The organism is Pseudoxanthomonas sp. UC19_8, from assembly GCF_042700505.1.
GTDB classification, from domain to species: Bacteria; Pseudomonadota; Gammaproteobacteria; order Xanthomonadales; family Xanthomonadaceae; genus Pseudoxanthomonas_A; species Pseudoxanthomonas_A winnipegensis.
In genome coordinates this window covers 159,500-186,388 of the sequence record NZ_CP170559.1, presented here as the reverse complement: position 1 = coordinate 186,388, position 26,889 = coordinate 159,500, and the positions used below count along the sequence as shown (strand labels likewise).

Genomic DNA, 26,889 nt, shown 5'->3' with positions numbered 1-26,889 from the left:
AGGCACCGCCTTGCCAGGTCGATGCTGCGTGCGCACCCGCAGACCAAGAGCTGGGAGGGCACATGGTCGAGATCCTCGTCGCGCTCACCAACACCGCGGGTGACCAGGCGGCCATGGCCCATGCCGCGGCTCTCGTCGAAGGGCGAAGCGGGCATCTCACTCTCGTGCAGCCGGTCGAACTCCCCGGGGCCGCGATGGGCGCGCTGGGCAGCGACCCGATTACGCGCATGCAGCCTGCGGTCATGCAGGCCTTGCGCGATATGGAGAGCAACATGCGTTCGCTGCGCTCGGCCGCAGCCAGGCTGCGCGTTCCCTACGACATCGAGGCCGAGGACGGGAGCAAGGACATTCCGTTGAACGCGATCGCCCAGCGCGCTCAGTTGTTCGATTTCGCCGCGGTGGCCTGCGGTGGGGAACGGCGTTCACAGCGGCGCAAGCAGCACGCGACGTTCTCCGCCATCGCGTTCGGCTCGGGCCGGCCGGTGCTGGCCGTCCCGGCCACGATGCCCTTGCCGGCGCCCTTGCGCCACGCAGTGCTGGCCTGGAATGGCGCGCAGGAATCGGCGCGGGCCATCCATGACTTCTGCGCGCTGGTGCCCTGCGATCGCGCGTCGATCGTCGCGGTCGCCCCGAGCGGCCGGACCAGCGAGGCCGGTCATCTGCTTGCCGAGTTCCTGGTGCGCAAGGGCCGGCGCGCGGCCTTCCACGAGGCCCAGGCGCAGGGCCGCCCGATCAGCGATGTCCTGACCGACTACGCCCTCGAGGCCGGAGCGGACCTTCTGGTGTGCGGCGCCTACGGACATTCCAGGGCCAGGGAATGGATGCTGGGCGGCACCACGCGCGATCTGCTCGACCGCTCCCACATTCCGGTGTTCTTCTCCAGATAAGGCGACGACCATGCAAGCCGCTGCGTCCACCCCTACAGACAGCGCGACCTGGTCTGGATCGATTCGCGACCTGCGGCATGTGGTCTTCCGCGACGGCACCGACGCCGACGCAGCCGCTGTCCGGTCCGTGATCGAGGACGCAGGGCAGCAGCGTGAGGCCCCGTGGATGCTGGGCGGGATCCCGTCGCGATGCCCGCACCGCGACGGCGATACGGCAGGCGCGGCCGACACGGCGCAGACGTCAAGCCTGATCGCCGAGACGCGGATCGATGGCCGGGACGTGGCCGTCGGCATCGCACGCTTCCGGATCGTCGCCAACCGACGGCGCTGCGAGTGCTGCCTTCTGGTCAAGCCTGACTGGCGGCGGCAAGGCCTCGAGGAGATGCTGATGGCGCTGCTGATCGCCAAGGCGCGCAGCGCCGGACTCAGGCGACTCATCGCCTTCGCCGACGCGCAGGACGACGCAGTGAATACGCTCTCGCACGGACTCGGCATGCGCACGCATCGCCTCGGCAGTCGCCCCGACGATCTGCTGCACACCCTGGATCTGTGCGATCGAACCCACCCGAGGAGACGAACATGTTGAAGAACATCCTGGTTCCTCTGACCGACACCGCGGGAGACAACGACGCGCTTTCGGTCGCCATCAAGCTCGCTCAGTCTTACGAGGCACAGGTGCGCGCGGCGGAGATCTGCGATCTTCCCTTGCCCACCGAGGGCCCGTGGGATCTGATACCGACCCAGGCGTTGACGGCGGCGGAGACCGCCGTGCGCAGTCTGGCCCGCAACCGCGCCGAGCTGGTGCGTGGGCGCGTGGCCGGGTATGCCAACCACGTGAGCGTGGAAGTGTGGGAAGCCAATACTGATTACCCGTCCGCCGTCGCGGCCCTGCTGGCGCAGGCGGCGGACCTGTGCGTGCTTCCCGGCTGGGCCGGGCTGGCCAAGCCGGCCCCGCAGCTGAAACGCTTCTTCAATGCGGTGCTGTTCCAGTCCGGTACGCCCATCCTGCTCGTCCCGCCGCGCTGCAAGCATCCGCTTCCCCCTGAACGCGCGTTGGTCGCGTGGAACGGCTCTCCCAACGCCAGGCGGGCGCTGAGCGGCGCGCTTCCGCTCCTGCGACGCGCAGAGCAGGTGCATGTCGTCGAAATCGATCCGCCGCTGGAGGGTCTGCGCGCGGACGAGGCCCTGCGACAGGCGCTTGGCGATCATCTCGAGCGACACGGCATCGAGACCGCATTCGCGACGCTCCGCAGCAAAGCGAGCAGTTGCAGCGAGGTGTTGCTCTCCCATGCCAGGAAGGTCGATGCGCAGCTGCTCGTCATGGGGGGCTACGGCCATTCCAGGCTGCGGGAATGGTCGCTTGGCGGCATGACCCGCGACGTGCTGGCGGCCAGTGCGCTCCCTGTGCTGGTGGCCCATTAGCGGGCAGCGTCACGAAGATGACCTCCTCCATGGCGATGACCGCGGCCGACCTGGCGTCCAGACGGCGCGTCCGCGTCAGGCAGTGCGTCGGCTATGGATGCCTGGGGGTGTACGGGCTCGCCTCGTTGCTCGCCAGCGTCCACCCCTGGCACCCGCGCGACTGGCTGCTCGAGAACCTGCTGGTTTTCCTGTCGCTCCCCTGCCTGATCTGGCTGCAGCGAGGCCGCGCTTGGGGCATCGGCACCAATGCGGCGCTGCTCGCCTTCTTCCTGCTGCACAGCATCGGGGCGCATTACACCTATGCGCAGGTGCCCTACCGGCAGCTCGCGCATGCCCTGTTCCAGCTGCCGCTCGATCCGGCGGACACGGTTGGCCGCAATCACTACGATCGCCTCGTGCACTTCATGTACGGCCTGCTGGTACAGCCCGCGGTCCGCACGCTGCTCCGCGCGATCCCCATGAAGGCCTGGATCCGCGAGCTGGCCTGCATCCAGTGCATCGTCGCGACCTCCGCGCTCTACGAGCTGATCGAGTGGGCGGCCGTGCTGATCGCCGCCCCGGATCTGGGCGCGGCCTATCTGGGAACGCAGGGCGATGTCTGGGACGCGCACAAGGACATGCTTCTCGCACTCATTGGCGCCTGCCTGAACTCCGCTCTGTACCTGGGTGGGAGGATGGTTCAAGCAAGGACGGCAGGCAGGCGCCGACACGCCCCTCCTAAGGACCTGCCATGACGACCGAGCCGATCGGTGCCGATCGCTATCTCTGCCCGGACTTTCCGGTAACAAGGTGCGCGCTGCGCGATGGCCGCATGCTCACCATCCGGCCGCTCGGCGTTCGCGATGGGGACGCGGAAGTCGCCTTCCTGCGCGCGCTCTTTCCGGCACCCAGCAGGAATCGTCTCCTGGGGCTGCCGATTTACCTAGACGCTTCCATGGCCCCGGATCTGCTCGATGCCGACGGTGTGAGTCGCGTGGTGCTCGGCGGCTTCGTGGGCGACCGCCTCTGTGGCGTGGCCCAGTACGGCGTCGACGGCCCGGACAGGACCTGCTGCGAGATCGCGACGGTGGTGGACGCCGCCTTCCATGGCTCGGGACTTGCCGAGGCGCTGCTGGAGCAACTGATCCACCTCGCCAAGGCCCGGGGTCTCCACCACCTGTATGCCCTGGAGCTTGCCGAGGACCACGAGGCGGCGCGCCTGCTGCACTGGTTCGGCTTCAAGTCCAGCCCGGTGCCCGGCGATGCGACGCTGCTCAGATTCTGTCGGCCCGCAGATCCCGGCACCTGATGCGGCGGTCGTTGGCCGGGCCCGGCTACAGGGTGAGCGCTCCGGCGTGCCGGTCATCGAGCGCCGCCCGGGCGACCTCAAGAATGCCTGGGCTGCGATGTGGGCCATCAGATCGGAAGCACGCAGACAAAGGACTACGCAGAGTGCCCTCGACGGCGCTTCGTACAGCGATGGACAGCCCTGCGGTCCGTCGGAGGTCCCGCGTGCGCCACGCCGTGTTGCGCCGCAACGCCCGCCTGTCGGTCAATGTGTCGCGCGCCGGCCGAAGGCGCGGGCCGGACATGAATGGACAGCGCTGACGTCAGCGCATGTCCCGTTCGCGCCACGCTGTGCTGCGCCGCAGCGCTCGCCTTCCCGGCACCCGCCTTCGCATTCGATAGCAGCAAAATCAAAAGAGCGCGAATTGCGGGCGAATTCGCCTGTTCGCGCGTATGACAGCGTAGGACATCGCGGCGCCGTGAGCGCCGTTTCCTTGGTCAATTTGACACCTTTGTCAGGGCGTCCCTACCGTGCCGCGCATCGCGTGCGCGATGGGCGGTTGCCGGCTGCAGGAGGGGCGCTGGCAAGGAACGCAGACAGCGTCGCGCATGCGTGTCCGTGCTGTCTTTAAGAACGTCGTGGAACTACATTCTCCGGGGAGGGGAACCATGCAACGCATCTGGTTGACGCGCTATGCGCTCTCGGCGGCGATCGCCGCCAGTCTCAACGCCACCGCCTTCGCGCAGGAAGCCGCGACCGCTCCACAGAACCCGACGCCGGCCCCGGCGTCCAAGGACAACGCCACCACGCTGGACACCGTGGTGGTCTCCGGTACCGCCCAGGCCGGCGGTGTGAAGAAGCTGGAGGCCAGCTTCAACATCGTCACGGCCAATGCCGAGCAGATCAAGCAGGCCAATCCCAAGAGTACGGCCGATCTGCTGAAGATCTCGCCGGGCATGTGGCCGGAAAGCAGCGGCGGCCAGACCGGCGCCAACATCGAGATCGCCGGCTTCCCCGGCGGCGGCGATGCGCCCTACTTCTCCACCCTGCTGATGGGCTCGCCGCTGTACGGCATGCCGACGCTGTCGTTCTTCGAGACGACCTCGATGTTCCGCCTGGACGACACGATCGAAGCCGTGGAGATCCTGCAGGGCGGCCCCTCGGTGGTGTTCGCCGATGGGCAGATGGGCGCCTCGGCCAACTTCTTCCTCAAGACCGGCACCGACGTGCCTTCCGGCAGCATCGGTGTGACCTACGGCAATGAGGGACTGTGGCGGCTGGATGGCTTCTCCGGCTTCAAGCTGGCCGACAGCTGGTACGGCAGCGTGGGCGGCTTCTGGCGCGAATCCGACGGTGTGCGCGACCCGCAGTTCAAGGCCGACAAGGGCGGCCAGCTGACCGCCACGCTGTCGCACGAGACCGATGCGGGCAAGTTCACCCTGTACAGCCGCTACCTCAACGACAAGAACCAGTTCATCACCCCGATCCCGCTGATCCAGCGTGGCACCGACAGCTTCAGCGCCTATCCGGGCTTCGACCCGCTGAAGGACACGTACTACAGCAAGGCCATGCAGCACGTATACCTGCCCAGCTATCCCAACGGCGGCACCAACGCCGACCTGGCCGACGGGCGCGGCGCGAAGATGTTCTTCCTGGGCGGCAACTTCGACTATCAGCTGGAGAACGGCTGGTCGATCAGCGACCGCTTCCTGTTCGATGAAGGCGACATGGACACCAATGCGCTGTTCTCGGGCAACAACCCGGCCAGCCTGGCGGACATGCTGTACAACCCGAACACGCCCGGCGGCTTCAACCTGCCGGCCGGCTCGGCCACGGCGACCTACACCACCGGCGGCGCGGTACCGCTGGACCAGAGCGTGATCCAGCAGGGCTGGTGGCACATCCACAAGCACCTGAAGAGCTTCAACAACGACTTCCGCCTGAGTCGCGAACTGTTCGAAGGCAACACCCTGACCATCGGCCTGTACTACGCGCACTACTCGATGGCCGACAAGTGGTCGCTGGGCAACCAGATGCTGATGACCAACACGCCCAACGCCACGCCGATCGCGGTCACCTACGTCGACGGCGGGCAGACCTACTACCGCACCGATGGCCAGGGCTTCGCCGATTTCGGCGGCTATCACATCGCCCAGCGCGGCAGCGCCACCAACAAGGCGATCTACGTGTCCGACTCGTGGCGCGTGGGCCAGTGGCTGCTGGACCTGTCCGGACGTCTTGAGAACCAGGACGCCAAGAGCGATGTGTGCAACATGACCAACCAGGACCTGGATGGCAATCCGCGCACGCTGTACGACAACGCCGTGCCCGTGTGCAACGGCACCTACGCGCACAACGAGTACGAAAAGACCCATCCCTCGTGGACGGCCGGCGCCAACTACAGCTTCAACGAGCACACCTCGGCCTACGGACGCGTCAACACCGGCGGGCACTTCCTGGACTTCGACAACGGCATCCGCGGGACCACCAACGACAACTACCCGCCGCTGCAGAAGATCCGCAACTACGAAGTCGGCTTCAAGTACCAGTCGCCGCTGGTGTACGTGGACCTGAGCGCCTACCACCGCGTCTTCACCGGCCTGCAGTACCAGCCGACCGACGGCCTAGGCACGCCGGTGGGCAGCCCGCAGATCTACGGCTCCAAGTCCAACGGCGTGAACCTGATGGGCGCGCTGACCCCGGTGGAGAACCTGCGCCTGCAGGTGGTGGCCAACTACCTGGACGGCGAGTACACCGACTACAACGCCTGCTTCCAGTACACCGACATCAACGGCCAGGCGGCGTGCGCGCCGATCGAAGGCAAGCAGCTGCAGCGTCAGCCGAAGTTCCGCGGCATGTTCACGCCAAGCTACCGCTTCGTGACTGCCTGGGGCGACATCCTGCCGTACGTCACCTACACCTATGTGGGCGACCATACGCAGGATCAGTCGGGGCTGCAGCAGCTGGGCTCGTACCACACGGTGGACTTCGGCGTGACCAGCAACATCGGCGATCACTGGCAGTTGAACCTGCGCGGCACCAACATGACCAACGAGCTGGGGCTGACCGAGTCGAACTCGCGCATCTTCGGCAACGCGGCCAGTGCCGGCGGCGTGCTGCTGGCCCGTCCGCTGGAGGGTCGCGAGGTCAACTTCCAGGCCAAGTACCTGTGGTGATCCGCAGGCGCGCCGTCTGGTGACACGACAGGCCACGCACAGGACAACGCCCGGGATCTGCCCGGGCGTTGTCGTTGATGACTTCTTGAAAGGAACGAGCACATGCACCAGCCTTCGCGCCGTCCACGGCCATCGACCGCGCCACGCCTGCGGGCCGCATTGGGCAGGGCTTGGCGAGGCCTGGCGATCGCCGGCCTGCTGACCGCGCTCGCCCCGTCCGCGGCCAGCGCGCAGGCGCTGCAATTCCGCATCGACGAGGGCAGCACCACCAACGCTTTCTATCAACACGGGCCGGTGGCGGCGCATGTGCTGGCCACCAGCGGCACGCGCCCGCGCCTGCTGGTCGCGTTCCCGGCCGGCAACAGCGGCGTGGCGGTGTGGTTCGCGCCGACCACGACACCGGTGCAATGGACGCTGCAATCGGTGCAGAAGCAGGCGCCGAGCGACGATCCGGCGATGCACGGCATCGTGGCCGAGCTCGAACTGCGCGGCGGTCCGCTGACGCTGGACAAGGCGGCGCTGGGCAGCATTCGCGTGCTGCGCGATGTGCAGCTGGGCCAGCCCATCCCCGCGCAGGTGGCCACCGAGGCGAAGGTCGCCGCGCAGAGCGTCAGCTGGGCGCGTCGCCGGCTCGACGATGCGCCGGGCTACCGCGTCACGCTGGAAATCACCCAGGGTCGCGTCGTCTCCCGGGCCGGCGCGATCACGCTGGAACCGGCGCGCGCCGGCGGCATCGTGCACCTGCGCCTGCTCGCCTCGACCGGCGAGACGCCGCTGACGCCGCTCGCCAGCGGCCAGCTGCTCAACGCCCAGGCCGCGTCCGATGCGCGCATGCGCAACGCGCTGCAGTTCCTGAGCTATCGCGAGAAGTTCCTCGCCGGCTCGTGGCGCTTCGACACCTACTTCGGCCGCGACACGCTGATGTCCACGCGCCTGCTGATGCCCGTGCTGCAGCCCACGGCGGTCGAAGCCGGCCTGGGCGCGGTGCTGGCGCGCCTGTCGCCACAGGGCGAAGTCGCGCACGAGGAGGACATCGGCGAGTTCGCGATCCTGCGCCACCTGGCCGGCGACGGCACGCGCTCGGACGCGCCGATCTACGACTACGGCATGATCGACGGCGACTACATGCTGGCGCCGGTGATGGCGGCCTGGCTGGTCGAGGAGCCGCGCGGCCAGGCCCGGGCCCGCGCGTTCCTCGCCGCCCGCAACGACCTGCAGCACAGCAGCAACGCCCAAGCGCTGCTGCGCAACCTGCTGCACGTCGCACGCAACAGTGAGGCCTTCGCCGCGGCGCCAACCTTCGATCATCTGCTGGCGCTCAAGCCCGGGCGCATGACCGGCCAGTGGCGCGACAGCGAGGAAGGCCTGGGACGCGGCCGCTACCCCTACGATGTCAACGTGGTCTGGATGCCGGCCGCGCTGCGCGCGATTGGCGCCTTCGTCGACAGCGGCCTGCTGGACGGCGTCGCCAGCGACGCGCAGCGCCAGGCCCTGCGCGCGGCCGCGGCACGCGCCGATGCCTGGGAACGTCAGGCGCGGGCGCTGTTCGAAGTGCGCCTGGATGCCACGCAGGCCGACGCCGCGCTGCGCGCCTATGCGCAGCAGCTCGGCGTGCCGGTCGAGCCGGCCCTGGCCTCGCTCGCCGGCGCCGGGCTGGCGTTCCCGGCGCTGTCGCTGGACGCGGACGGGCGCGCCGTGCCGGTGCTGCATTCGGATGTGGGCTTCGGGCTGCTGTTCGGCCGGCCCGATCCGGACACGCTGGCGCGCGACGTGGCCGCGGTGATGCGCCCCTTCCCCGCCGGGCTGATCACCGACGTGGGCATGGTGGTCGCCAACCCGGCCTTCGCCGACCAGGCGGCCTGGGGTCGTCTCGGGGCCGCAGGCCTACCACGGCACCGTGGTGTGGGCCTGGCAGCAGGCGGTGATGCTGGCGGGGCTGCGCCGCCAGCTGGCGCGCGACGACCTGCCCGCACCCGTGCGCGCCCAGCTGCAGCATGCGCAGGCGCGGTTGCAGCAGCTGATCAAGGCCGCCGGCGAGGTGCGCACCTCCGAGCTGTGGTCCTGGCGCTGGGAACAGGGGCGCTATCGCATCGAGCCCTTCGGCGCACAGGGCGCGCACGAGGACGAATCCAACGCCGCACAGCTGTGGAGCACGGTGTTCCTGGCGGACCCGGGCACGCACGAGTAAACGAGTCCGGCGCCGCATACGTCCGGCCGGCGACCGACCGGAGGACAGGTGCTTTGTTTGAGTGCGGATCGCGAATCAGTTGACGGCATGAGAGGCGGATCGTCGAGCGGGCTTCGCCCACCAGCCTCGACCCGGCCGGGCGCCGATCCTCGGCTAGCCTCCATGGCCGATTCCTGGAATTGACCGAGGCTGGCGCCTCGGTGGGAGCCGCCACGGGGGCGATGAGGCTCTATCGGTAAAGTCCCATCGCCGCCGTTGGCCGAAAAGGCCGCAAGGGCGGCTCCCACGGGGATTGCGTCGGTCATCCGCGAGGACCACGCGCGCCCGCGCGTCGTCGCCAGACATCTAGTCCGCTCTGCCCCACGCCCGGTCGGCGCGAGGCTCGTTGCGTGGAAAGATCGGAACTCCTTACAACTCGCAGGCATCGAGCAAGCGCTCTGCCCCCTCCCCTTCGCCGAAGGCGAAGGGGAGGGATGGGGAGGGGTCGGGGGCTTTCCCGGGCAAGCCACAGAAGCAAGAGCAAAAGCACCCCACCCCGGCCCTCCCCTTCGCCTGCGGCGAAAGGAAGGGGGCCTCAAACCGAAGTCGTGTGACTTGACGCGCGAGGCAGCGGGCCGGCGGGCGGTGGCCGCGCCTAGCGAGGCAGGATGCCGAGCGCCCGAATCAGGGCAGGACGCCCTGATTGAGGGAAAAGCGGACACCGCCCGCCGGACCGCTGCCCATCCGAAGCCGCAATGCCCAAGCGCCGCAGTGCCGCAGCGCCTCGATCAGGAGAAACCAAAAGAAAGCCCGCCTCACGGCGGGCTTCGCTTCATCGAGCGCGGAGGATCAGCGCTTGCGCGCGTCCTCGCGCATTTCGAACCACATGCCGTTGAGGATGGCGAAGAAGCAGGCCAGGCTCACGCCGAGGATCCAGGAGAAGTACCACATCGTCGTTGCTCCTAAGGTTGAGCGCCGTCAGTAGGCGTTGGGGTTGCGGGTCAGGGCGTCGTCGCCGACCTTGCCGCGCAGCACGCGGTAGACCCAGGCGGTGTAGGCCAGGATGATCGGCAGGAACACCGCCGTGGCCAGCAGCATGATGAACAGCGTCATGTGACTGGACGAGGCATCCCACAGGGTCAGGCTGGAACGCGGATCCAGCGAGGACGGCAGCATGAAGGGAAACACCGCCACGCCCTCCGTCAGGATGATCGCCGCGATGCCCACCGCCGAGGCCAGGAACGAGGGCACCTCGCGCCCGGCCCGCAGCAGCGCCGCGCAGGCCAGGAAGGCGGCCACGCCCAGCACTGGGAAGATCCAGGTCCACGGCATGGCGTGGTAGTTGCTCATCCAGGCCCCGGCGGCCACCTCCACCTGCTTGGCCAGCGGATTGGACGGGCCGGCGTGATCGAGCGCGCCGACGAGCTGATAGCCCTTGACGCCCAGCGCCAGCCACACGCCGGCCAGTGCGAACAGCACCGCCGTGGCCAGCGCGCTCAGGCTGCCCAGGCGACGGGCGCGGGCCTGGATCTCGCCGCTGGTCTTGATCACCAGCATGCCCGCGCCGTGCGTGGCCAGCATCGCCACGCTGACCAGGCCGCACAGCACCGGGAAGGGCATCAGCAGACCGAACAGATCGCCTTCGTAGATCGTGCGCAGCGATTCGTCGAAGCGGAACGGCGCGCCGACCAGCACGTTGCCCATGGCCACACCGAACACCAGCGCCGGCACCAGCCCGGCGGCGAACAGCACCCAGTCCCAGGTCGCGCGCCAGGCGGGCTTGTCCAACTTGCTGCGGAACTTGAAGCCGACCGGCCGCAGGATCAGCGCCATCAGGATCAGGATCATCGCCAGGTAAAAGCCGGAGAAGCTGACCGCATACAGCGCCGGGAACGCGGCGAAGATCGCGCCGCCGCCCAGGATCAGCCACACCTGGTTGCCTTCCCACACCGGGCCGACCACGTTGATGACCAGCCGGCGCTCCTGGTCGGTGCGCGCCACGCCGGGCAGCAGCGTGGCCACGCCCAGGTCGAAGCCATCCATGACCGCAAATCCGATCAGCAGGATGCCCAGCAGCAGCCACCAGATGAAGCGCAGGGTTTCGTAATTAAGCGGAATCGTGTCCATGAGGTGGCCTTCAGGCGTTGACGGCGGCGAGCGGGGTGCCGGTGGTGTCGGGCTGACGCCCACCGGAGACTTCGGTGGGGCCCTTGAGGATGGTCTTGCGCAGCAGGTAGATCTCGATCACCGCCAGCGTGGTGTAGAGGCCGACGAAAACGCCCAGGCTGATCAGGATCTGGTGCAGCTTCAGACCCGAGGCGGCGAAGAAGGTCGGCAGCACACCATCGATGATCCAGGGCTGGCGACCGTACTCGGCCACGATCCAGCCGGCCTCGATCGCCACCCACGGCAGCAGCAGCGTCCAGAAGGCGAGCTTCAGGAACCAGCGCTTCTCATGCAGCGTGTGCTTGCTGGCGTACCAGAAGGCCAGGGCGAAGAAGCCGATGAAGTAGAAGCCCAGCCCGGCCATCGCGCGGAACAGCCAAAACAGCGGCGCCACGCGCGGCACGGTGTCGAAGGCGGCCTGATCGATCTGCGCGTCGGTGGCGTTGGCGATGTCGTCGCGATAGCGCTTGAGCAGCAGGCCGTGGCCCAGATCGCCCCAGTGCGCATCGAAGGTGGCGCGCGCGGCGGCGTCGTTCCTGTCCGCGCGCAGGGCCTGCAGGGCCGCATAGGCCTGCTGGCCGCTGCGGATGCGTTCCTTGGCCCGTTCGACCAGCGGCAGGATGCCAGGCATCTGCGTGTTGAACGAGCGCGTGCCGATCAGGCCCATCACCCAGGGGATGTGGATCTGCGCGCTGTTGCTGTGCGTGTCCTGGTCGGGAATGGCGAAGACGTTGAAGCCGGCTGGCGCGGGCTCGGTTTCCCACATGGCCTCGATCGCGGCCAGCTTCATCTTCTGGTTCTCGCCGGCGATGTAGCCGCTCTCATCGCCCAGCACCACTACGCTCAAAGACGCGGCCAGACCGAAGCTGGCGGCCACGGCCATCGAGCGCTTGGCGAACTCCAGGTGACGCCCGCGCAGCAGGTACCAGGCGCTGATCGCCATCACGAACACCGCTCCGCACACGTAGCCGGCGCTGACGGTGTGCACGAACTTGGCCTGCGCCACCGGGTTGAACAGCACCGCGGCGAAGTCGGTGACCTCCATGCGCATGGTCTCCGGATTGAACTTCGCCCCGACCGGGTATTGCATCCAGCCGTTGGCGATCAGGATCCACAGCGCCGACAGGTTCGAGCCCAGCGCCACCAGCCAGGTGACCACCAGGTGCTGGACCTTGGACAGCTTGTCCCAGCCGAAGAAGAACAGGCCGATGAAGGTCGCCTCCAGGAAGAAGGCCATCAGCCCCTCGATGGCCAGCGGCGCGCCGAAGATGTCGCCGACGTACTGGCTGTAGTAGGACCAGTTGGTGCCGAACTGGAACTCCATGACGATGCCGGTCGCCACGCCCATGGCGAAGTTGATGCCGAACAGCGTGCCCCAGAACAGGGTCATGCGCCGCCACACATCGCGCCCGGTCATCACATAGACGCTTTCCATGATGGCGATGAGGAAGGACAGCCCCAGCGTCAATGGGACGAACAGGAAGTGGTACAGCGCAGTCAGGGCGAACTGCAGCCTGCTGAGTTCAACGACGGTCATGTCGGGCATGGCACGAGCAGCTGTTTGGGAGATTGCCGACAGCTTGCGCGCCTGGCCCGGATTCAACCTTGATCTGGATCAACGCCCTTCCAGGAGGCGTGGCGCAGAATGGACGCCATGTTGGTCGCGCCCACCGCAGACGCCCCCCTGACCCTCGAGACCCTGGTCGCACCGGTCCGCGGCCGCCTGCGCCTGGCCGGCCTGGCCACTTCGGCCAGCGGGGTGCTGCTGATCGCGCAGGCCGGCCTGATCGCGCTGCTGGCCCAGCACGTCCTGGCCGAACACCGGCCCATGCAGACCCTGTGGTGGCCGCTGGTCGCCCTGTTGGGCGTCGGCCTGGCGCGCGCCGGGCTGGCCTGGGCGGCCCGCACGTTGGCCGACGATGCGGTGCAGGCGCTGCGCCATGGCCTGCGCCTGGGCGTGTTCGCGCGGATGCAGGCGCGCGGCCCGCTGTGGCTGCGGCGCCAGCGTAGCGGCGCGCTGAGCGAGCTGACCGGCACGCACATCGATGCGCTGGACGGCTATGTCGGCGGCTTCCTGCTGGCGCGCATGGAAATGGTGTGGGTGCCGCTGGCGCTGCTGGCCGCGGTGTTCTGCGTGGATCGCGTGGTCGGCACGGTGCTGCTGCTCACCCTGCCGCTGATCCCGGTATTCATGGCGCTGGTGGGCTGGGGCGCGCAGGCCGCCAGCGACCGCCAGCTGCAGGCCATGGCGCGCATGGGCGCGCATTTCGCCGACCGCCTGCGCGGGCTGGGGCTGATCCGCCTGTACGGCCAGGCCTCCGCCACGCTGGCCGGCATCGCGCAGGCCGCGCAGGGCGTGCGCGAGGGCAGCCTGAAGGTGCTGCGCATCGCCTTTCTGTCCTCGGCGGTGCTGGAGTTCTTCGCCTCGATGGGCGTGGCGATGGTGGCCCTGTACCTGGGCCTGACCTATCTGGGCATGCTCGACCTGCGCAGCGCGCCGCTGGACCTGGCCGCCGGCCTGTTCTGCCTGCTGCTGGCGCCGGAGGTCTACGCCCCGCTGCGCCGGCTGGCCGCCCACTACCACGACCGCGCCGGCGCGCTGGCCGCGCTGGACGGCATCAACCGCGCGCTGGCCGTGGACGACGCGGCACCCGCCCCGCCGCCGCACGCCGACGCCAGGCCGGCGCCCACCCTCGCCCCGGCGCTGCTGCGCGTGCGCGACCTGCGCCTGCGCCATGCCGGTGCCGCGCGCGCCGCGGTGCAGGGCCTGTCCTTCGACCTGGCCCCGGGCCAGCACCTGGCCCTGGCCGGCCCCAGCGGCTGCGGCAAGAGCACCCTGCTCGAGGCCCTGGCCGGCTGGCTGCCGCCGGAGGCGGGCCTGATCCAGCACGCCCCCGGCCTGCGCATCGGCTACGCGCCGCAGCGCCCGCATCTGTTCGCCGGGACGATCGCCGACAACCTGCGCATCGGCGCGCCGCAGGCCAGCCCCGCGCAGTTGCAGGCCGCCGCCGAGGCCGCGCAGGTGCTGCACTTCGCCCGCGCGCTGCCCGATGGCCTGGACACACGCATCGGCGAGGGCGGCTTCGGCCTGTCCGGCGGCCAGGCCCGGCGCGTGGCATTGGCCCGCGCCCTGCTGCAGGACCCGCAACTGCTGCTGCTCGACGAGCCCACCGCCTTCCTCGACGCCGACACCGAGACTGCGCTGCTCGAGGCGCTGCTGCGCTTCGGCCAGGGCCGCGCCCTGCTGGTGGCCACGCACAGCGCGGCCGTGATCGAGCGCCTGGGCCAGGTGCTGTGGCTGGGCGATGACCGCACGCCGGGCGTACGGAGGGCGGCATGAACGCCTTGCTGGCCCGGCACCGCCGCGGCGTCGCGCTGACCCTGGCCCTGATGACGCTCACCGCGCTGGCCGGCACCGCGCTGCTCGGCCTGGCCGGGCACTTCCTCACCGCCGCCTCGCTGGCCGGCGTGGGGGCGCTGGGGTTCAACCTGTTCGGGCCGTCGGCCGGCATCCGCGGCCTGACCTTCATCCGCATCCTGTCGCGCTACTTCGAGAAACTGATCGGCCACGACGTGACCCTGCGCATCGGCGCGGACCTGCGCACCGGCTTCTTCCGCCGCGCCCTGCCGCTGGCGCCGCTGCAGCTGGGCCACCTGCGCACCGGCGAACTGCTGGGCCAACTGGTCGGCGACATCGAACGCGTCGAAGGCGGCCTGGTGCGCGCGCTCGGTCCGCTGGTCGCGCTGGGCACACTGATGGTGCTGGCCTGCGTGGTCATGGCCTGCGTGCTGCCGCTGGCCGGGCTGGTCCTGCTGCTGGCGTGCGCGCTGCTGGGCCTCGGCCTGCCCTGGCTGACCGCGCGCGGCGCACAGACGCAGGAGCAGGCCCGCGCGCAGGCCCGCGCCGCGCTGCGCGCCGAGGTGCTGGATGGCCTGGACGGCGCGACCGACCTGGCCGCCCTGCACGCCAGCGCTACCTGGGCCGCACGCATCGACGCGCGCAGCACGCACTTCGAACGGCTCGAACGCCAGCGCAAGCGCGTGCTCGCGCTGGGCACCCTGGGCCATGGCGCGATCAGCGCGGTGACCCTGGTGCTGGTGCTGGGCCTGCTGCTGCAGGCGGTCGGCACCGGCGCGCTGGGCTCGCCGGCGGCCGCCGGCCTGTTCTTCATGACCGTGGCCCTGCTGGAAGCCAGCGCGGGCGCCGCCCTGGCCTGGCGCGAACGCCACGCCGCCGCCACCGCCGCGCAGCGGCTGGAGGCCACCCTCGCCCCCGCCCCGCAGGTGGCCGATCCCGAAGCGCCGCAGGCCGTGCCCGCCACCGGCGCGCTGGAGCTGGACCAGGTCGCCTTCCGCTGGCCCGGCGCCGCCGCGCCCGTGTTGCGGCAGGTGCAGCTGCGCATCGCGCCGGGCACGCGCGTGGCCATCGGCGGCGACAGCGGCGCGGGCAAGAGCTCGCTGCTGGCGCTGCTGCTGCGGCTGGTCGATCCCACCGAAGGTACGTTGCGCTACGGCGGCCAGGAACTGCGCAGCTTCGCCCTGGCCGACTGGCATCGCCACATCGCCTGGCTGCCGCAGGAGGCGCCGGTCTTCGCCGGCAGCGTGCGCGAGAACCTGCAGCTGGGCGCACCGGAAGCCGACGAGGCGCGCCTGTGGCAGGCGCTGGCGCAGGTGCGCCTGGACGATCTGGTGCGCGCGCTGCCCGGCCAGCTCGACGGCTGGGTCGGCGAACATGGCCGCACCCTGTCGGCCGGCCAGGCCCGGCGCCTGGCCCTGTCACGCGCGCTGCTGCGCGATGCGCCGATCCTGCTGCTGGACGAACCCACCGAAGGCCTGGACGTGGACACCGCCCAGGCCCTGCTCGCCGACCTGGCCCAGGCCAGCGCCGGCCGCACCGTCATCGTGATCACCCACGACGCCCTGCCCACCGGCTGGGCCGACCTGAGCTTGCAGCTGCGCGATCAAGGCCTCATTACTGATCACCACGACAGATGAATGGTCCCGGGTCGGACGTCCGGTAAGCCCGGCGGACGTCCGTACGGACACGTCGGCCGATGAGGCGCGTGCGCATTCAACAACTTGGAGATGGCACGGTCTGTGGTTGATCGTTTCCTCTGGTTGCCGAAGGAAACACCGCATGCACAAGTTCCGTTTGCTGCTCCTTGGGCTGGCGGTGATCGCACAGTCCGCCCATGCCGGCGAAGACTGGCGTGGCCAGGCCGACCGGATCATGTCGACAATTCCGGCTGCGGGTCCCGGCGCCAGCGTCCTGATCGCCCAGGATGGCCGCACGCTCTATTCGAGTGCACGCGGCATGGCCAGCGTCGAACTCGGCACCCCGCTCGCGCCCGACAGCGTGTTCCGCATCGGCTCGCTGACCAAGACCGTGACCGCAGCGACGGTCCTGCGGTTGTCCGAGCTCGGGCGACTGGATCTGGACGCGCCCGTGTCGAAGGTACTGCCGGATTTCGCCTACGCCTCCCGGATCACCGCGCGCCAGTTGCTGTCACACACCTCAGGGGTCAGCGATGCATGGAACGCTCCGCTGACCGATGTCCTGGACACACCCAAACGGTTACGGCTGATCGGCGATACGCCCCTGGATTTCGCGCCAGGGACGGACTGGCGCTACAGCAACTCCGGTTACATGGTCCTGGGCGCGATGGTCGAACGGATCACCGGCCAACCCTGGCAGGACGCGGAGAAGCAGCTGGTGCTCGCGCCTGCCGGAGCGACGAGCATGTCCTACTACGACGATGCGGCTGTGGTGCCGCGCCTTGTCACCGGCTACACCGTCGACGACGCAGGTGCCTTGGCGCGCCCTGCGCCGTATTCGATCACCGGCCCCGGGGCGGCCGGCGGACTCGTGTCGGACGCCTCGGGGGTCGCCCTGCTGCTGCACGCCATCGGCACGCACGCCGCTTCGGGCGCCTCGGAGTTCGCCCTGATGTCCACGCCCACGCGGATCGGGACCACGGAAGTGCCCTACGGGCTGGGCATGGTGCCGGGCAGCCTCCAGGGCGAACGCATCGTCGAGCACAGCGGCGGCATCGAAGGCTACCTGGCCCATTACGTCTATGTCCCCGCCCGGGACACGGCGGTGGTCGTGCTCGAGAATTCCGACGCACCCGCAGTGCCGGCGCGCTCCCTAGCGCGTAGGTTGACCGCATTGGCCATTGGCAAGCCGTATCGCGTGTTCGCTCAGGCCGACTGGCCCCCAGATCGACTCACGGCGCTCGCAGGCAGCTATGTCATCCAGGGCGCAGGCCTCCACACGATCGAGATCAGGCAGGGCGCGGCCTGGATCCGCCGCGACGATGGTCCGGCCAAGCGGCTGCAAACGGCGGTCGACGATACGCTGATCTATGCCGGCGACGGCATCGATTATCTGCGAGCCGTTCGTGATGCGCGGGGTCGCGTGACCGCGCTCGACTTCCACGTCGATGGCGCAGATGCCGGGCGACGTGAACCACGGGTCCCGAGCAAGGCACCCTGAGCCCGCGTTTAAGTCCGGGCAACGGCCGATGCGCGCAGCTGCGCTAGAGTCGGAGTCCGTACCCCCACACGTTCGGCCATGTACGACCCCGCACGCAGCAAGCTCGACGAGAAGATCTGCGCGCTGATCTGCCCGATCTCGGCGGCCATGGTCGGCGTGTGCCTGACCGGAGTCGGCCTGCTGCACGTGGCGACGGCGGTGAATCAGAAGGCGACCCTGGCCGACGACCTGCTGGCCTGGGACGCGGTGATCTTCCTGATCGCCACGCTGGTGTCCTACTTCGGGCTGCGCACCGGTACGCGCAACCACCGGCTCGAACAGGTGGCCGACGTGGCCTTCATCGTGGCGATGGTGGTACTCACCGGCGGCGGCCTGTACATCACCTACAGCATCAGTCCCTAGGGACCGCGCGGACGCCTCAGGCGGCGGCCGCCAACGCCTCGAGTCTGTCGCGGTCGAGCAGGCGCACGGTGTGCGGCTCGGGCGTGGCGATCAGCGCGTCGGTGCGCAGGCGGGTGAAGCAGCGGCTGACCGTTTCGATGGTCAGGCCCAGGTAGTCGGCGATGTCGGTGCGCGTCATCGGCAGTTCGACCACGGCATCGTCCAGGCCCTGGCGCGCGCGGCGCGCGGCCATGTCCACCAGGAAGCCGGCCAGGCGCTCGGGCGGGGTCATCCGCGCCAGCGCCATCAGCTTGTCGCGCGTGGCGTCCAGCTCGATGCAGGCGCGCTCCATCAGCTCGTGCTCCAGGCCCGGATAGGTCTGGCACAGCTGGCGCATGCCGGGCTGGGAGACCGCGCACAGGCTGGCGTCGGTGATCGCCTCGATGGTGTGCCGGTAATGGCTGGCGCCGGAGAAGCCGATGTAGTCGCCCTGCATCAGGAACCCGGCCACCAGCCGGCGGCCGTCGGCCAGCGTGCGGGTGCGGCGCAGGGCGCCGCTCTGCACGGTGAAGACGTAGCGCCGCGGCTCGCCTTCGCGCGCCAGCAACTCGCCGGCGCGCAGATGGGTGTCGCCGGTCATCGCCTCCAGCGCCTTGGCCTGATCGGGCGGCAGCGCGGTGCACACGGCGAGATGGCGCACCAGGCAGACGCGGCAGCCGTGGCCCTCCACGCTGGTCTGGCCGGGGTCGGTGGGATTGCGTTGGATGCGCAGGCTCATGGTCGGATCGGCCGCTCTGCCTTAACTGAGGCTGCATGATACGCCCCTGGTGCTGGGGGCCGGGTTGGCCCATGGGAAAGCCTCATCGCCGCCATGGCGGCCCCCCACCCGTAGAGCGGAGCTTGCTCCGCTGGGGCTTTCCCATGATCCGGCCCTTGTAGAGCGGAGCTTGCTCCGCTGGGGCTTTCCCCTGATCCGGCCTTTGTAGAGCGGAGCTTGCTCCGCTGGGGCCTTCCCATGATCCGGCCGAAAAGCAGCGGAGCAAGCTCCGCTCTACAAGGGCCGTGACGTGGTCGGAGGCGGCAATGGCGCTCGTCAGAAGCGCCGCGGTGCGGGGGCGGGCGCGGGGCGGGGCCACGGGCAGGCCTGGAATCTGCTACCATCGACGCGCTTCGCTAGCGGCAGTCGTGTTTCCCTTGACGGGACCAGCGGCGCGGCCCGGGCCCTACGCCCGCCTCGCCCCCCCTTCCTTCCGACGCCTTTTCGCTTCGCAAAGACGGTTCGCGCCAGTGTCGGCACGGGCCGCCCATCCAGTTACTCGCAGCGCGGTTCGGGAACGCTTCGGGCAACACACGCTTCTCCTCGCGTTGGCTTGCGTGGCCGGCGGCGCTTTCGCGTCGCACGGATCAGGCAGGGGCCGCGCGGCGTGGGCGTCCATCCGGAGTTTTCTCATGTCGTTTGAATCCCTGGGGCTTGCCCCGTTCCTGCTGCGCGCGCTGACCGAGCAGGGTTATGAACATCCCACCCCGATCCAGGAGCAGGCGATCCCGCCGGCGCTGGAAGGCCGCGACCTGCTGGCCGGCGCGCAGACCGGCACCGGCAAGACCGCCGCCTTCGGTCTGCCGCTGCTGCAGCACCTGGGTACGTCCTCGCAGGAAGTCACCCGCGGCCCGCGCCGGCCGCGCGCGCTGGTGCTGACCCCGACCCGCGAGCTGGCCACGCAGGTCTTCGAGAGCCTGCGCGACTACAGCAAGTACCTGCGCATCCCGGCCGCGACCATCTACGGCGGCGTGGGCATGGGCCCGCAGCTGGACGCGCTGCGTCGTGGCGTGGACCTGGTCATCGCCTGCCCGGGCCGCCTGCTCGACCACATCGAGCGCCGCAGCGTGGACCTGTCGGGCATCGAGATCCTGGTGCTGGACGAGGCCGACCGCATGCTCGACATGGGCTTTCTGCCCTCGATCAAGCGCATCCTGGCCAAGCTGCCCAAGCAGGACCGGCAGACGCTGCTGTTCTCGGCCACCTTCGCCGAGCCGATCAAGGCGCTGGCGCGCGAGTTCATGGTCGACCCGCTGGAAATCCAGGTCACACCGAAGAACACCGTGGCCGACACCATCGCCCACCGCGTGCACCCGGTGGACAGCGCGCGCAAGCGCGAGCTGCTGCTGCACCTGCTGGCGGCCGACACGCGCGTGCAGACGCTGGTGTTCGCCAAGACCAAGCACGGCAGCGACAAGCTGGCCACTTTCCTGGAGAAGTCCGGCATCCAGACCGCGGCGATCCACGGCAACAAGAGCCAGGCCCAGCGCCTGCGCGCGCTGCGCGATTTCAAGGCCGGCAAGATCAACGTGCTGGTGGCCACCGACATCGCCGCGCGCGGCATCGATATCGACCAGCTGCCCAAGGTGATCAACTTCGACCTGCCGATGGTGGCCGAGGACTACGTGCACCGCATCGGCCGCACCGGCCGCAATGGCTCCACCGGCGAGGCGGTGTCGCTGGTCGCGCAGGAAGACGCCAAGCTGCTGCGCCAGATCGTGCGCCTGCTCGGCCGCGACGTGGAGATCCGCGATGTGGAGGGCTTCGTGCCGCAGCATCCGATCCGCTGGGGCAACAGCGCGCCGGGCAAGGCCGAGCAGCCGTCGGGCACCCGTCCGCCGCGCCGTCACGGCCGCCGCCCGCACGGCGACGCCCCGCGCCAGGCGCAGCCTCACGCCCACGCCGGCCCGAAGAAGCACGGCAGCGGCAGCGCGCCCAACAACGGCGGCCGCCGCGACGGCGGTCGGCGCCAGAGCGCGCCGCGCGCCGCGCACTAAGCCGCCATCGGGGACGCGCCGCAGGCCGGCGCGTCTCCTTTCCTTCACCGCCGACGCCCACGCGCCGGCCCCGGACTGCCCGCCATGGACATCTTCAAGGTCTTCACTTTCGAGGCCGCGCACCGGCTGCCGAACGTGCCCGAGGGGCACAAGTGCGCCCGCCTGCACGGCCATTCCTTCCGCGTCGAACTGCATCTGACCGGCCCGCTGGATCCGCACACCGGCTGGGTGATGGACTTCGCCGACGTCAAGGCGGCCTTCAAGCCGCTCTACGAACGGCTCGATCACCACTACCTCAACGACATCGAGGGCCTGGACAACCCGACCAGCGAGCGCATCGCCGAGTGGATCTGGGACCACCTCAAGCCGGCCCTGCCGATGCTGAGCCAGGTCGTGGTCCACGAGACCTGCACGGCCGGCAGCCGCTATCGCGGACCGCGCGCGGACTGACGCCGAGGCGCGTCATCGACCCGCGGCCGACCGTTCGTCGGTCGTGATGACGGGGATGTTGCATCGCACCAAGTCCGGCGTTATGCTGCGTCGCAACAGCAGTTCTCGCGCCGGCGCATCGCGCCACGCAACCCCCATTTGTGTGGGTCCCTCCCCCCGCACAAATCCAGGCCCGACAGGTCCCTCCCCCTGTCGGGCCTTTTTTTGTCTCTGCCGCCAGGATGCAGGGCCGGGAAACACGCTTCGCCGACCGCCCTTCGCTCTGCTCGTGCTCCGTGGGAGCCTGTAGAGCGGAGCTTGCTCCGCTGGGGCCCTCCTACGAACCGAACGAAGAGCAGCGGAGCAAGCTCCGCTCTACAGATTGAGGAGACAGTCGCTCCCACGGAGATGGGAATCCGATCGCGCGCCCGCCACGGGCCCGAACGGTCGAGGCTCCCCAGTGAACCAAGCAGGACCTCTTTCGACCGAAGCCGATCATCTCGACGCGCGCGGCAGCGGGCCGGCGGGCGGTGGCCGCGCCTAGCGAGGCAGGAAGCCGAGCGCCCGAATCAGGGCATGAAGCCCTGATTGAGGGAAAAGCGGACACCGCCCGCCGGACCGCTGCCCAACCGAAGCCAGAACGCGCACGCCCCCGCGACCCTCGATCGCAAGAACCGAGCTTTCCGTGCCGCGCGCACCGGGGACATAGCGTTTCCTGCACAACCATGGCCGGTCTGCGCGCCATGCGTCGTAGAATCCACGACATGTCATTCGCGACCCAGACCCTCTCCGGGACCAAGCCCGAGCAATACGCGCAGCTGCTGGAGCAGGCGCGCGGCCTGATGTACGGGGAAACCGACCGCATCGCCAACGCCGCCAACCTCGCCGCGCTGCTCTACCACGCACTGCCCGGCTTCAACTGGGCCGGCTTCTATTTCTTCGATGGCACCGAGCTGGTGGTCGGGCCGTTCCAGGGCCTGCCGGCGTGCGTGCGCATCGCCCTGGACAAGGGCGTGTGCGGCGCGGCGGCCAGCACCCGCCAGACCCAGCGCGTCCACGACGTGGAAGCCTTCCCCGGCCATATCGCCTGCGACGCGGCCTCGCGTTCGGAGCTGGTGGTGCCGCTGGTGAAGGACGGCGCCCTGATCGGCGTGCTGGACATCGACAGCCCCCAGGTGGGCCGCTTCGACGAAGACGACCAGCGCGGCCTGGAAGCCATCGCCGCGGCCTTCGTGGACGCCCTGGCGTGAGCACCACGCAGCTGCGCAACATCGGCCCCAAGTCCGCTGCGTGGCTGCGCCAGGTCGGCCTGCGCACCGAAGAGGACCTGCGCGCGGCCGGTCCCGTAGAAGCCTTCATGCGCATCAAGCGCGCCGGCTTCCGCCCCAGCCTCAACCTGCTCTACGCCCTGGAAGGCGCCCTGCTGGGCTGCCACTGGCAGGACGTGCCCGACGCCCGCCGCCAGCAGATGGTGGCCGAGGTCGAGGTTGCCGCCGCCGCACTGCCCGCCCCGCGCGGCCGCCCCGCCGCCGCACCGGTGACCACCACCCGCCACGACGAGGAAGGCGGCGCCGCGCCCACGTTCGATTTCTTCGACAGCCCCGGCCGCGACAGCGACTGAGCGCCGCGCCAGGCGCCGGATCGCGTACAATCCGCGCCGCTTTCAGGTGACCTGCCGCGCATCCATCGCGTCCAGGTTGAAACGGGAAGCCGGTGAGCCCCGCCACGGGACGAATCCGGCGCTGCCCCCGCAACGGTAAGCGAGCCATGCCAACGCATCGGCCACTGCGTGCCCTAGCGCACGCGGGAAGGCGCGACGGCGGAAGGAGTGCCTTCCAGCTCGCAAGCCCGGAGACCGGCCTGAGCAGCACGGGTTCGTACCGAACCCACCACCGGTTGCGATGCGGAGGGCGTCGCGCGTGCCGCGCCCACGCCTTGCCGTGCGCGCTGTCCGCTGTGTTGCCTTCCGTCGCCGCGACTTTCCTGCCTTGCACGTGCGAGGCGCGCGACGGAGTTCCCCACATGAAGACCACCCTGCTCTGCCTGGCCATCGGCCTGAGCCTTTCCGCCACCGCCCTGGCGCGGCCCGCCGACGACGCGACCGATCTGGACCAGATCAGCGTCACCGCCACGCGCACCGAAGTCGCCGTCCAGGACAGTCTCGTCCCCGTGCAGGTCATCTCGCGCGAGGAGATCGAGCGCAGCCAGGCGACCTCGCTGCCCGAGCTGCTGGCCGGCCGCGCCGGCATCAACATCGCCAACCAGGGCGGGCCGGGCAAGCTGACCAGCGTGTTCCTGCGCGGCAGCGAATCGGATCACGTGCTGGTGCTGGTGGACGGCGTGCGCATCGGCTCGGTCACCGCAGGACTGGCCGCGTTCCAGGACCTGCCGGTGTCGCAGATCGAGCGCATCGAGATCGTGCGCGGCCCGCGCTCGAGCCTGTACGGCTCCGAAGCCATCGGCGGCGTCATCCAGATCTTCACCCGCAGCGGCGGCAAGGGCCTGACCACCTACGCCCAGGCCGGCTTCGGCAGCCATGGCCTGCGCGACCACAGCGCCGGCTTCAGCTATCGCGGCGAACGCGGCTGGCTGTCGGCCAACGGCGGCTATCAGGACACCGATGGCATCAACGCCTGCCGCGGCACCGCCGGCGATGCGGCCCATCCCTTCGGCGCCGGCTGCTACGCCGACGAGCCGGACCGCGACGGCTACCGCAACACCTCCTTCGGCCTGCGCGCCGGGATCGACGTCACCGACACGCTGGCGCTGGAGGGCAACTTCCTCAACGCCGACAGCTACAACGAATACGACGGCACCCTGTTCGGCGGCAACGAGGCCAAGAGCCTGCAGCGCGTGGCCGGCGGCAAGCTGCGCTGGAACCCGAGCGAAGCGTTCCAGCTGACCGTGCAGGCCGGCCGCAACGACGATGAGGCCGACAACTACTTCGCCGATGCCGATACCGGCACGCGCAGCTTCGTCAGCACCTTCGACACCCGCCGCGACACCGCCTCGGCGCAGGGCGACTACCGCTTCGCCGAAGGCCAGACCTTCACCCTGGGCGTGGACTGGTTGAACGACCGCGTCACCAGCACCACGCCCTACGACATCGACGCGCGCGACAACACCGGCGTGTTCGCCGAGTACCAAGGCAGCTTCGGCGCGCACGCGCTGCAGGCCTCGGTGCGCAACGACGACAACGAACAGTTCGGCTCGCACACCACCGGCAGCCTGGGCTATGGCTTCGGCTTCGGCAACGGCTTCAAGTTCACCGCCAACGCGGGCACCGGCTTCAAGGCGCCCAACTTCAACGACCTGTATTACCCGGGCTTCAGCAATCCGAACCTCAAGCCGGAGAAGAGCAAGTCGCTCAATCTGGGCCTGGCACAGTACGGTCAGGGCTGGAACTGGACCTTCAACGCCTACGAGACCCGCATCGAGGACCTGATCGGCTACGACACGGCCTTCAACATCGTCAATGTGGACAAGGCCAGGATCCGCGGCGCCGAGCTGACCGGCTTCGTCACCCTGGCCGGGCTGGACATCAACGCCCAGCTCAGCCACGCCGACGCGCGCGACGACGGCGACGGCGCCAACCACGACAAGTGGCTGGCGCGCCGCGCACGCGACACCGCGCGACTGGACCTGGACTATGCGATCGGCGACTTCCGCCTGGGCCTGACCGGCAACGCCGCCGGCAAGCGCTACGACAACGCGGCCAACACCGAGCGCCTGGCCGGCTACGGCACGATGGACGTGCGCCTGGAGTACGCCCTGTCACGCGACTGGACCCTGCTGGCCAAGGCCGCCAACGTGTTCGATAAGGATTACGAGACCGTCCAGTGGTACAACCAGCCCGGCCGCGAGTACACCGTCAGCGTGCGCTGGCAGGCCAAGCAGTAAGCCTTCGCCCAGGAAGGTTTGCAGAGAAAAGCCGGCGCGTTGCGCCGGCTTTTTTTATGCCACCGCCAGCAGCCGGTGCAGCGCCATGCCCGCCAGCATGGCCGGCACGAACCACAGCGCTTCGCCGATGCCGGCGCCGAGGCCAACCAGCGCGGGGCCGGGGCAGTAGCCGGCCAGGCCCCAGCCGGCGCCGAACAGCGCGGCGCCCAGCAACAGCGGACGATCGATCGCGCGTGCGGCCGGCAGCGAGAACGACGGCGCGCACACCGGTGCCCGACGTCGCCGGATCAACGGAAACAGCGCGCCGCTGGTCAGCACCGCGCCGCCCAGGACGAACAGCAGACGCGGATCCCAGCGCCCGGCGACATCCAGGAAGCCCAGCACGCGCTGCGGATCGGTCATGCCCGAGACCACCAGGCCGACGCCGAACAGCGCGCCACAGGCCGCCGCGGCCCAGACCTGCCGATTCATGGCCCCCTCCATACATGCCGCACCAGGAAGGTCACGGCCATCGCCGCGACCATGAACACCGCCACGGCGGCCAGCGAGCGACGCGAATGCAGCGCCAGCCCACAGACGCCGTGACCACTGGTGCACCCATTGCCCATGCGTGTGCCGACCCCGACCAGCAGGCCGGCCACGACGAGCAGCCACGGCGGAAAGCCGGCGCGCGTGGGCTGTGCGGATGGCAGCGCGTGCAGCGCCAGACCCCCCATGCAGATCAGCCCCGCCAGGAAGGCCAGCCGCCAGGCCAGGCCCTCGCCGGGCGCCAGCAGCGCGCGCCCGGCGATGCCGCTGACGCCGGCGATGCGCCCGGTCAGCCACAGCAGCGCGCTGGCCGACAGGCCGATCAGCACGCCGCCGGCCAGTGCGCCGCTCCACTCCAGGCTCATTGCACGCCCAGCCGATTGAGCGGCAGGCGCAGATAGGCCACCCCGTCCGCCTCGGCAGGCGGCATACGACCGCCGCGGATGTTCACCTGCAGGGCCGGCAGCAGCAGGCGCGGCACCGGCAGGACCGCATCGCGCGCGCGGCGGCGGGCGACGAAGTCGGCCTCGCTCGCGCCCTGGCCGACATGCAGGTTGTGCGCACGCTGCTCGGCGACAGTGACCTCGACCTTCGGCGCGGCGCCCTGCGCCGGATAGTCGTGGCACAGGAACAGACGCGTGTCCTCCGGCAACGCCAGCAGGCGCTGGATCGAGGCGTACAGCTGCGCCGCATCGCCGCCGGGGAAATCGGTGCGCGCCGTGCCCGAGGCCGGCGCGAACAGCGTGTCGCCGATGAAGGCCGCATCGCCGATCACATAGCTCAGGCTGTCCTCCGTGTGGCCCGGCGTGGCGAGCACGCGCACGGTCAGCGCGCCCACCTGCAGCGCGTCGCCGTCGTCGAGCAGACGGTCGAACTGGCGTCCATCGGCCACGAACTCATCGCCCAGGCCGAACAGCGCCTTGAAGCGCACCTGGATGCCGACGATGCCGCGACCGATGGCGATCCCCGCGCCGAGCGCATCGCGCAGATAGCCGGCCGCGCTGAGATGGTCGGCGTGGGCGTGGGTCTCCAGGATCCACAGCACGTCCAGCCCCTGTTCGCGCACCCAGGCCAGCAGCGCGTCGGCCGAGGCGGTGGAGGTGCGCGCGGCGTTGGCGTCGTAATCCAGCAGCGGATCGATCACCACCGCCGCCGGACTGTGCGGATCGCGCACGACATAGGTGAGCGTGCCGGTGGCCGGATCGTGGAAGGGTTGGACCTGCGGCGAGGAAGATGCCGGTGACATCCGAAACTCC

Annotated in this window: 23 protein-coding genes and 1 riboswitch; of the genes, 16 read left to right on the top strand and 7 right to left on the bottom strand. The window is 69.7% G+C overall.

The window, feature by feature from the left end:
* Nucleotides 1–62 precede the first annotated feature (62 nt).
* From ACFJIT_RS00815 to ACFJIT_RS00785, 7 genes are all read left to right on the top strand, one after another.
* Nucleotides 63–887, top strand: coding sequence for a universal stress protein (locus ACFJIT_RS00815; RefSeq protein ID WP_379654706.1), 825 nt, complete (start codon nt 63–65; stop codon nt 885–887).
* 10 nt (nt 888–897) lie between these two features.
* Nucleotides 898–1,473: a GNAT family N-acetyltransferase gene (locus tag ACFJIT_RS00810; RefSeq protein ID WP_379654705.1), complete on the top strand. Its 576-nt coding sequence runs from the start codon at nt 898–900 to the stop codon at nt 1,471–1,473.
* The gene (locus ACFJIT_RS00805; RefSeq protein WP_379654704.1) at nt 1,467–2,309 is read left to right on the top strand and encodes a universal stress protein; all 843 of its coding nucleotides are present in this window, start codon (nt 1,467–1,469) and stop codon (nt 2,307–2,309) included. The genes ACFJIT_RS00810 and ACFJIT_RS00805 overlap by 7 nt, the downstream gene beginning before the upstream one ends.
* Nucleotides 2,310–2,338: 29 nt before the next feature.
* Nucleotides 2,339–3,043 carry a DUF2238 domain-containing protein gene (locus tag ACFJIT_RS00800; protein ID WP_379654703.1) on the top strand — a complete coding sequence of 235 codons (705 nt, stop codon included), beginning with the start codon at nt 2,339–2,341 and terminating at the stop codon, nt 3,041–3,043.
* Nucleotides 3,040–3,597 (top strand): GNAT family N-acetyltransferase, encoded by a 558-nt coding sequence (locus ACFJIT_RS00795; protein ID WP_379654702.1) that lies wholly within the window; start codon nt 3,040–3,042, stop codon nt 3,595–3,597. The genes ACFJIT_RS00800 and ACFJIT_RS00795 overlap by 4 nt, the downstream gene beginning before the upstream one ends.
* A 647-nt stretch (nt 3,598–4,244) precedes the next feature.
* Complete coding sequence (locus ACFJIT_RS00790) at nt 4,245–6,752, top strand: TonB-dependent receptor (protein ID WP_379654701.1); 2,508 nt, start codon at nt 4,245–4,247, stop codon at nt 6,750–6,752.
* Between the two features lie 102 nt (nt 6,753–6,854).
* Nucleotides 6,855–9,023: a hypothetical protein gene (locus tag ACFJIT_RS00785; RefSeq protein WP_379654700.1), complete on the top strand. Its 2,169-nt coding sequence runs from the start codon at nt 6,855–6,857 to the stop codon at nt 9,021–9,023.
* Nucleotides 9,024–9,768: 745 nt separating this feature from the next.
* Here ACFJIT_RS00785 and cydX read toward each other — a convergent pair.
* From cydX to ACFJIT_RS00770, 3 genes are read right to left on the bottom strand one after another with little or no spacing between them, the layout of a single operon-like run.
* A complete protein-coding gene (cydX, locus tag ACFJIT_RS00780; RefSeq protein ID WP_130516512.1) occupies nt 9,769–9,870 on the bottom strand; it encodes a cytochrome bd-I oxidase subunit CydX in 102 nt (33 codons plus the stop codon).
* Nucleotides 9,871–9,897: 27 nt separating this feature from the next.
* The gene (gene cydB, locus ACFJIT_RS00775) at nt 9,898–11,046 is read right to left on the bottom strand and encodes a cytochrome d ubiquinol oxidase subunit II (protein WP_379654699.1); all 1,149 of its coding nucleotides are present in this window, start codon (nt 11,044–11,046) and stop codon (nt 9,898–9,900) included.
* 10 nt (nt 11,047–11,056) lie between these two features.
* Nucleotides 11,057–12,631 carry a cytochrome ubiquinol oxidase subunit I gene (locus ACFJIT_RS00770; protein ID WP_379654698.1) on the bottom strand — a complete coding sequence of 525 codons (1,575 nt, stop codon included), beginning with the start codon at nt 12,629–12,631 and terminating at the stop codon, nt 11,057–11,059.
* A 108-nt stretch (nt 12,632–12,739) separates the two neighbouring features.
* On the opposite strand from ACFJIT_RS00770, the gene cydD reads away from it, so the two are divergent.
* From cydD to ACFJIT_RS00750, 4 genes are all read left to right on the top strand, one after another.
* Entirely contained in the window at nt 12,740–14,425 is a 1,686-nt protein-coding gene (gene cydD, locus ACFJIT_RS00765; protein ID WP_379654697.1) for a thiol reductant ABC exporter subunit CydD, read from the top strand.
* Nucleotides 14,422–16,080, top strand: a complete 1,659-nt coding sequence (cydC, locus tag ACFJIT_RS00760; RefSeq protein ID WP_379654696.1) for a thiol reductant ABC exporter subunit CydC — start codon at nt 14,422–14,424, stop codon at nt 16,078–16,080. Before cydD ends, cydC begins: the two co-directional genes overlap by 4 nt.
* 142 nt (nt 16,081–16,222) lie before the next feature.
* Nucleotides 16,223–17,581 carry a serine hydrolase domain-containing protein gene (locus ACFJIT_RS00755; RefSeq protein WP_379654695.1) on the top strand — a complete coding sequence of 453 codons (1,359 nt, stop codon included), beginning with the start codon at nt 16,223–16,225 and terminating at the stop codon, nt 17,579–17,581.
* Between the two features lie 78 nt (nt 17,582–17,659).
* Nucleotides 17,660–17,983, top strand: coding sequence for a hypothetical protein (locus ACFJIT_RS00750; RefSeq protein ID WP_130516501.1), 324 nt, complete (start codon nt 17,660–17,662; stop codon nt 17,981–17,983).
* Between the two features lie 16 nt (nt 17,984–17,999).
* Here ACFJIT_RS00750 and ACFJIT_RS00745 read toward each other — a convergent pair whose 3' ends face one another.
* On the bottom strand, nt 18,000–18,740 hold the full coding sequence (locus ACFJIT_RS00745; protein WP_379654694.1) for a Crp/Fnr family transcriptional regulator: 741 nt from the start codon (nt 18,738–18,740) through the stop codon (nt 18,000–18,002).
* A gap of 671 nt (nt 18,741–19,411) precedes the next feature.
* Between ACFJIT_RS00745 and ACFJIT_RS00740 the strand changes: the two genes are divergently transcribed.
* From ACFJIT_RS00740 to btuB, 5 genes are all read left to right on the top strand, one after another.
* The gene (locus tag ACFJIT_RS00740) at nt 19,412–20,776 is read left to right on the top strand and encodes a DEAD/DEAH box helicase (protein ID WP_379654693.1); all 1,365 of its coding nucleotides are present in this window, start codon (nt 19,412–19,414) and stop codon (nt 20,774–20,776) included.
* Between the two features lie 84 nt (nt 20,777–20,860).
* Nucleotides 20,861–21,226 carry a 6-carboxytetrahydropterin synthase QueD gene (gene queD / locus ACFJIT_RS00735; RefSeq protein ID WP_130516495.1) on the top strand — a complete coding sequence of 122 codons (366 nt, stop codon included), beginning with the start codon at nt 20,861–20,863 and terminating at the stop codon, nt 21,224–21,226.
* 743 nt (nt 21,227–21,969) lie between these two features.
* Nucleotides 21,970–22,455: a GAF domain-containing protein gene (locus tag ACFJIT_RS00730; RefSeq protein WP_130524992.1), complete on the top strand. Its 486-nt coding sequence runs from the start codon at nt 21,970–21,972 to the stop codon at nt 22,453–22,455.
* Entirely contained in the window at nt 22,452–22,826 is a 375-nt protein-coding gene (locus ACFJIT_RS00725; protein ID WP_306995534.1) for a TfoX/Sxy family protein, read from the top strand. The genes ACFJIT_RS00730 and ACFJIT_RS00725 overlap by 4 nt, the downstream gene beginning before the upstream one ends.
* A gap of 27 nt (nt 22,827–22,853) precedes the next feature.
* Nucleotides 22,854–23,084, top strand: a riboswitch (cobalamin riboswitch).
* A 143-nt stretch (nt 23,085–23,227) separates the two neighbouring features.
* A complete protein-coding gene (gene btuB, locus ACFJIT_RS00720) occupies nt 23,228–25,105 on the top strand; it encodes a TonB-dependent vitamin B12 receptor (protein ID WP_379654692.1) in 1,878 nt (625 codons plus the stop codon).
* Between the two features lie 54 nt (nt 25,106–25,159).
* Here the strand turns inward: btuB and ACFJIT_RS00715 are convergent, their stop codons facing one another.
* Genes ACFJIT_RS00715 through ACFJIT_RS00705 form a run of 3 tightly spaced genes read right to left on the bottom strand, consistent with a single transcriptional unit; the run spans nt 25,160 to nt 26,879 of the window.
* Nucleotides 25,160–25,576, bottom strand: coding sequence for a DUF6691 family protein (locus tag ACFJIT_RS00715; RefSeq protein ID WP_379654691.1), 417 nt, complete (start codon nt 25,574–25,576; stop codon nt 25,160–25,162).
* A complete protein-coding gene (locus ACFJIT_RS00710) occupies nt 25,573–25,998 on the bottom strand; it encodes a YeeE/YedE family protein (protein ID WP_379654690.1) in 426 nt (141 codons plus the stop codon). The genes ACFJIT_RS00715 and ACFJIT_RS00710 overlap by 4 nt, the downstream gene beginning before the upstream one ends.
* Nucleotides 25,995–26,879: an MBL fold metallo-hydrolase gene (locus tag ACFJIT_RS00705; protein ID WP_379654689.1), complete on the bottom strand. Its 885-nt coding sequence runs from the start codon at nt 26,877–26,879 to the stop codon at nt 25,995–25,997. Before ACFJIT_RS00705 ends, ACFJIT_RS00710 begins: the two co-directional genes overlap by 4 nt.
* Nucleotides 26,880–26,889: the final 10 nt, after the last annotated feature.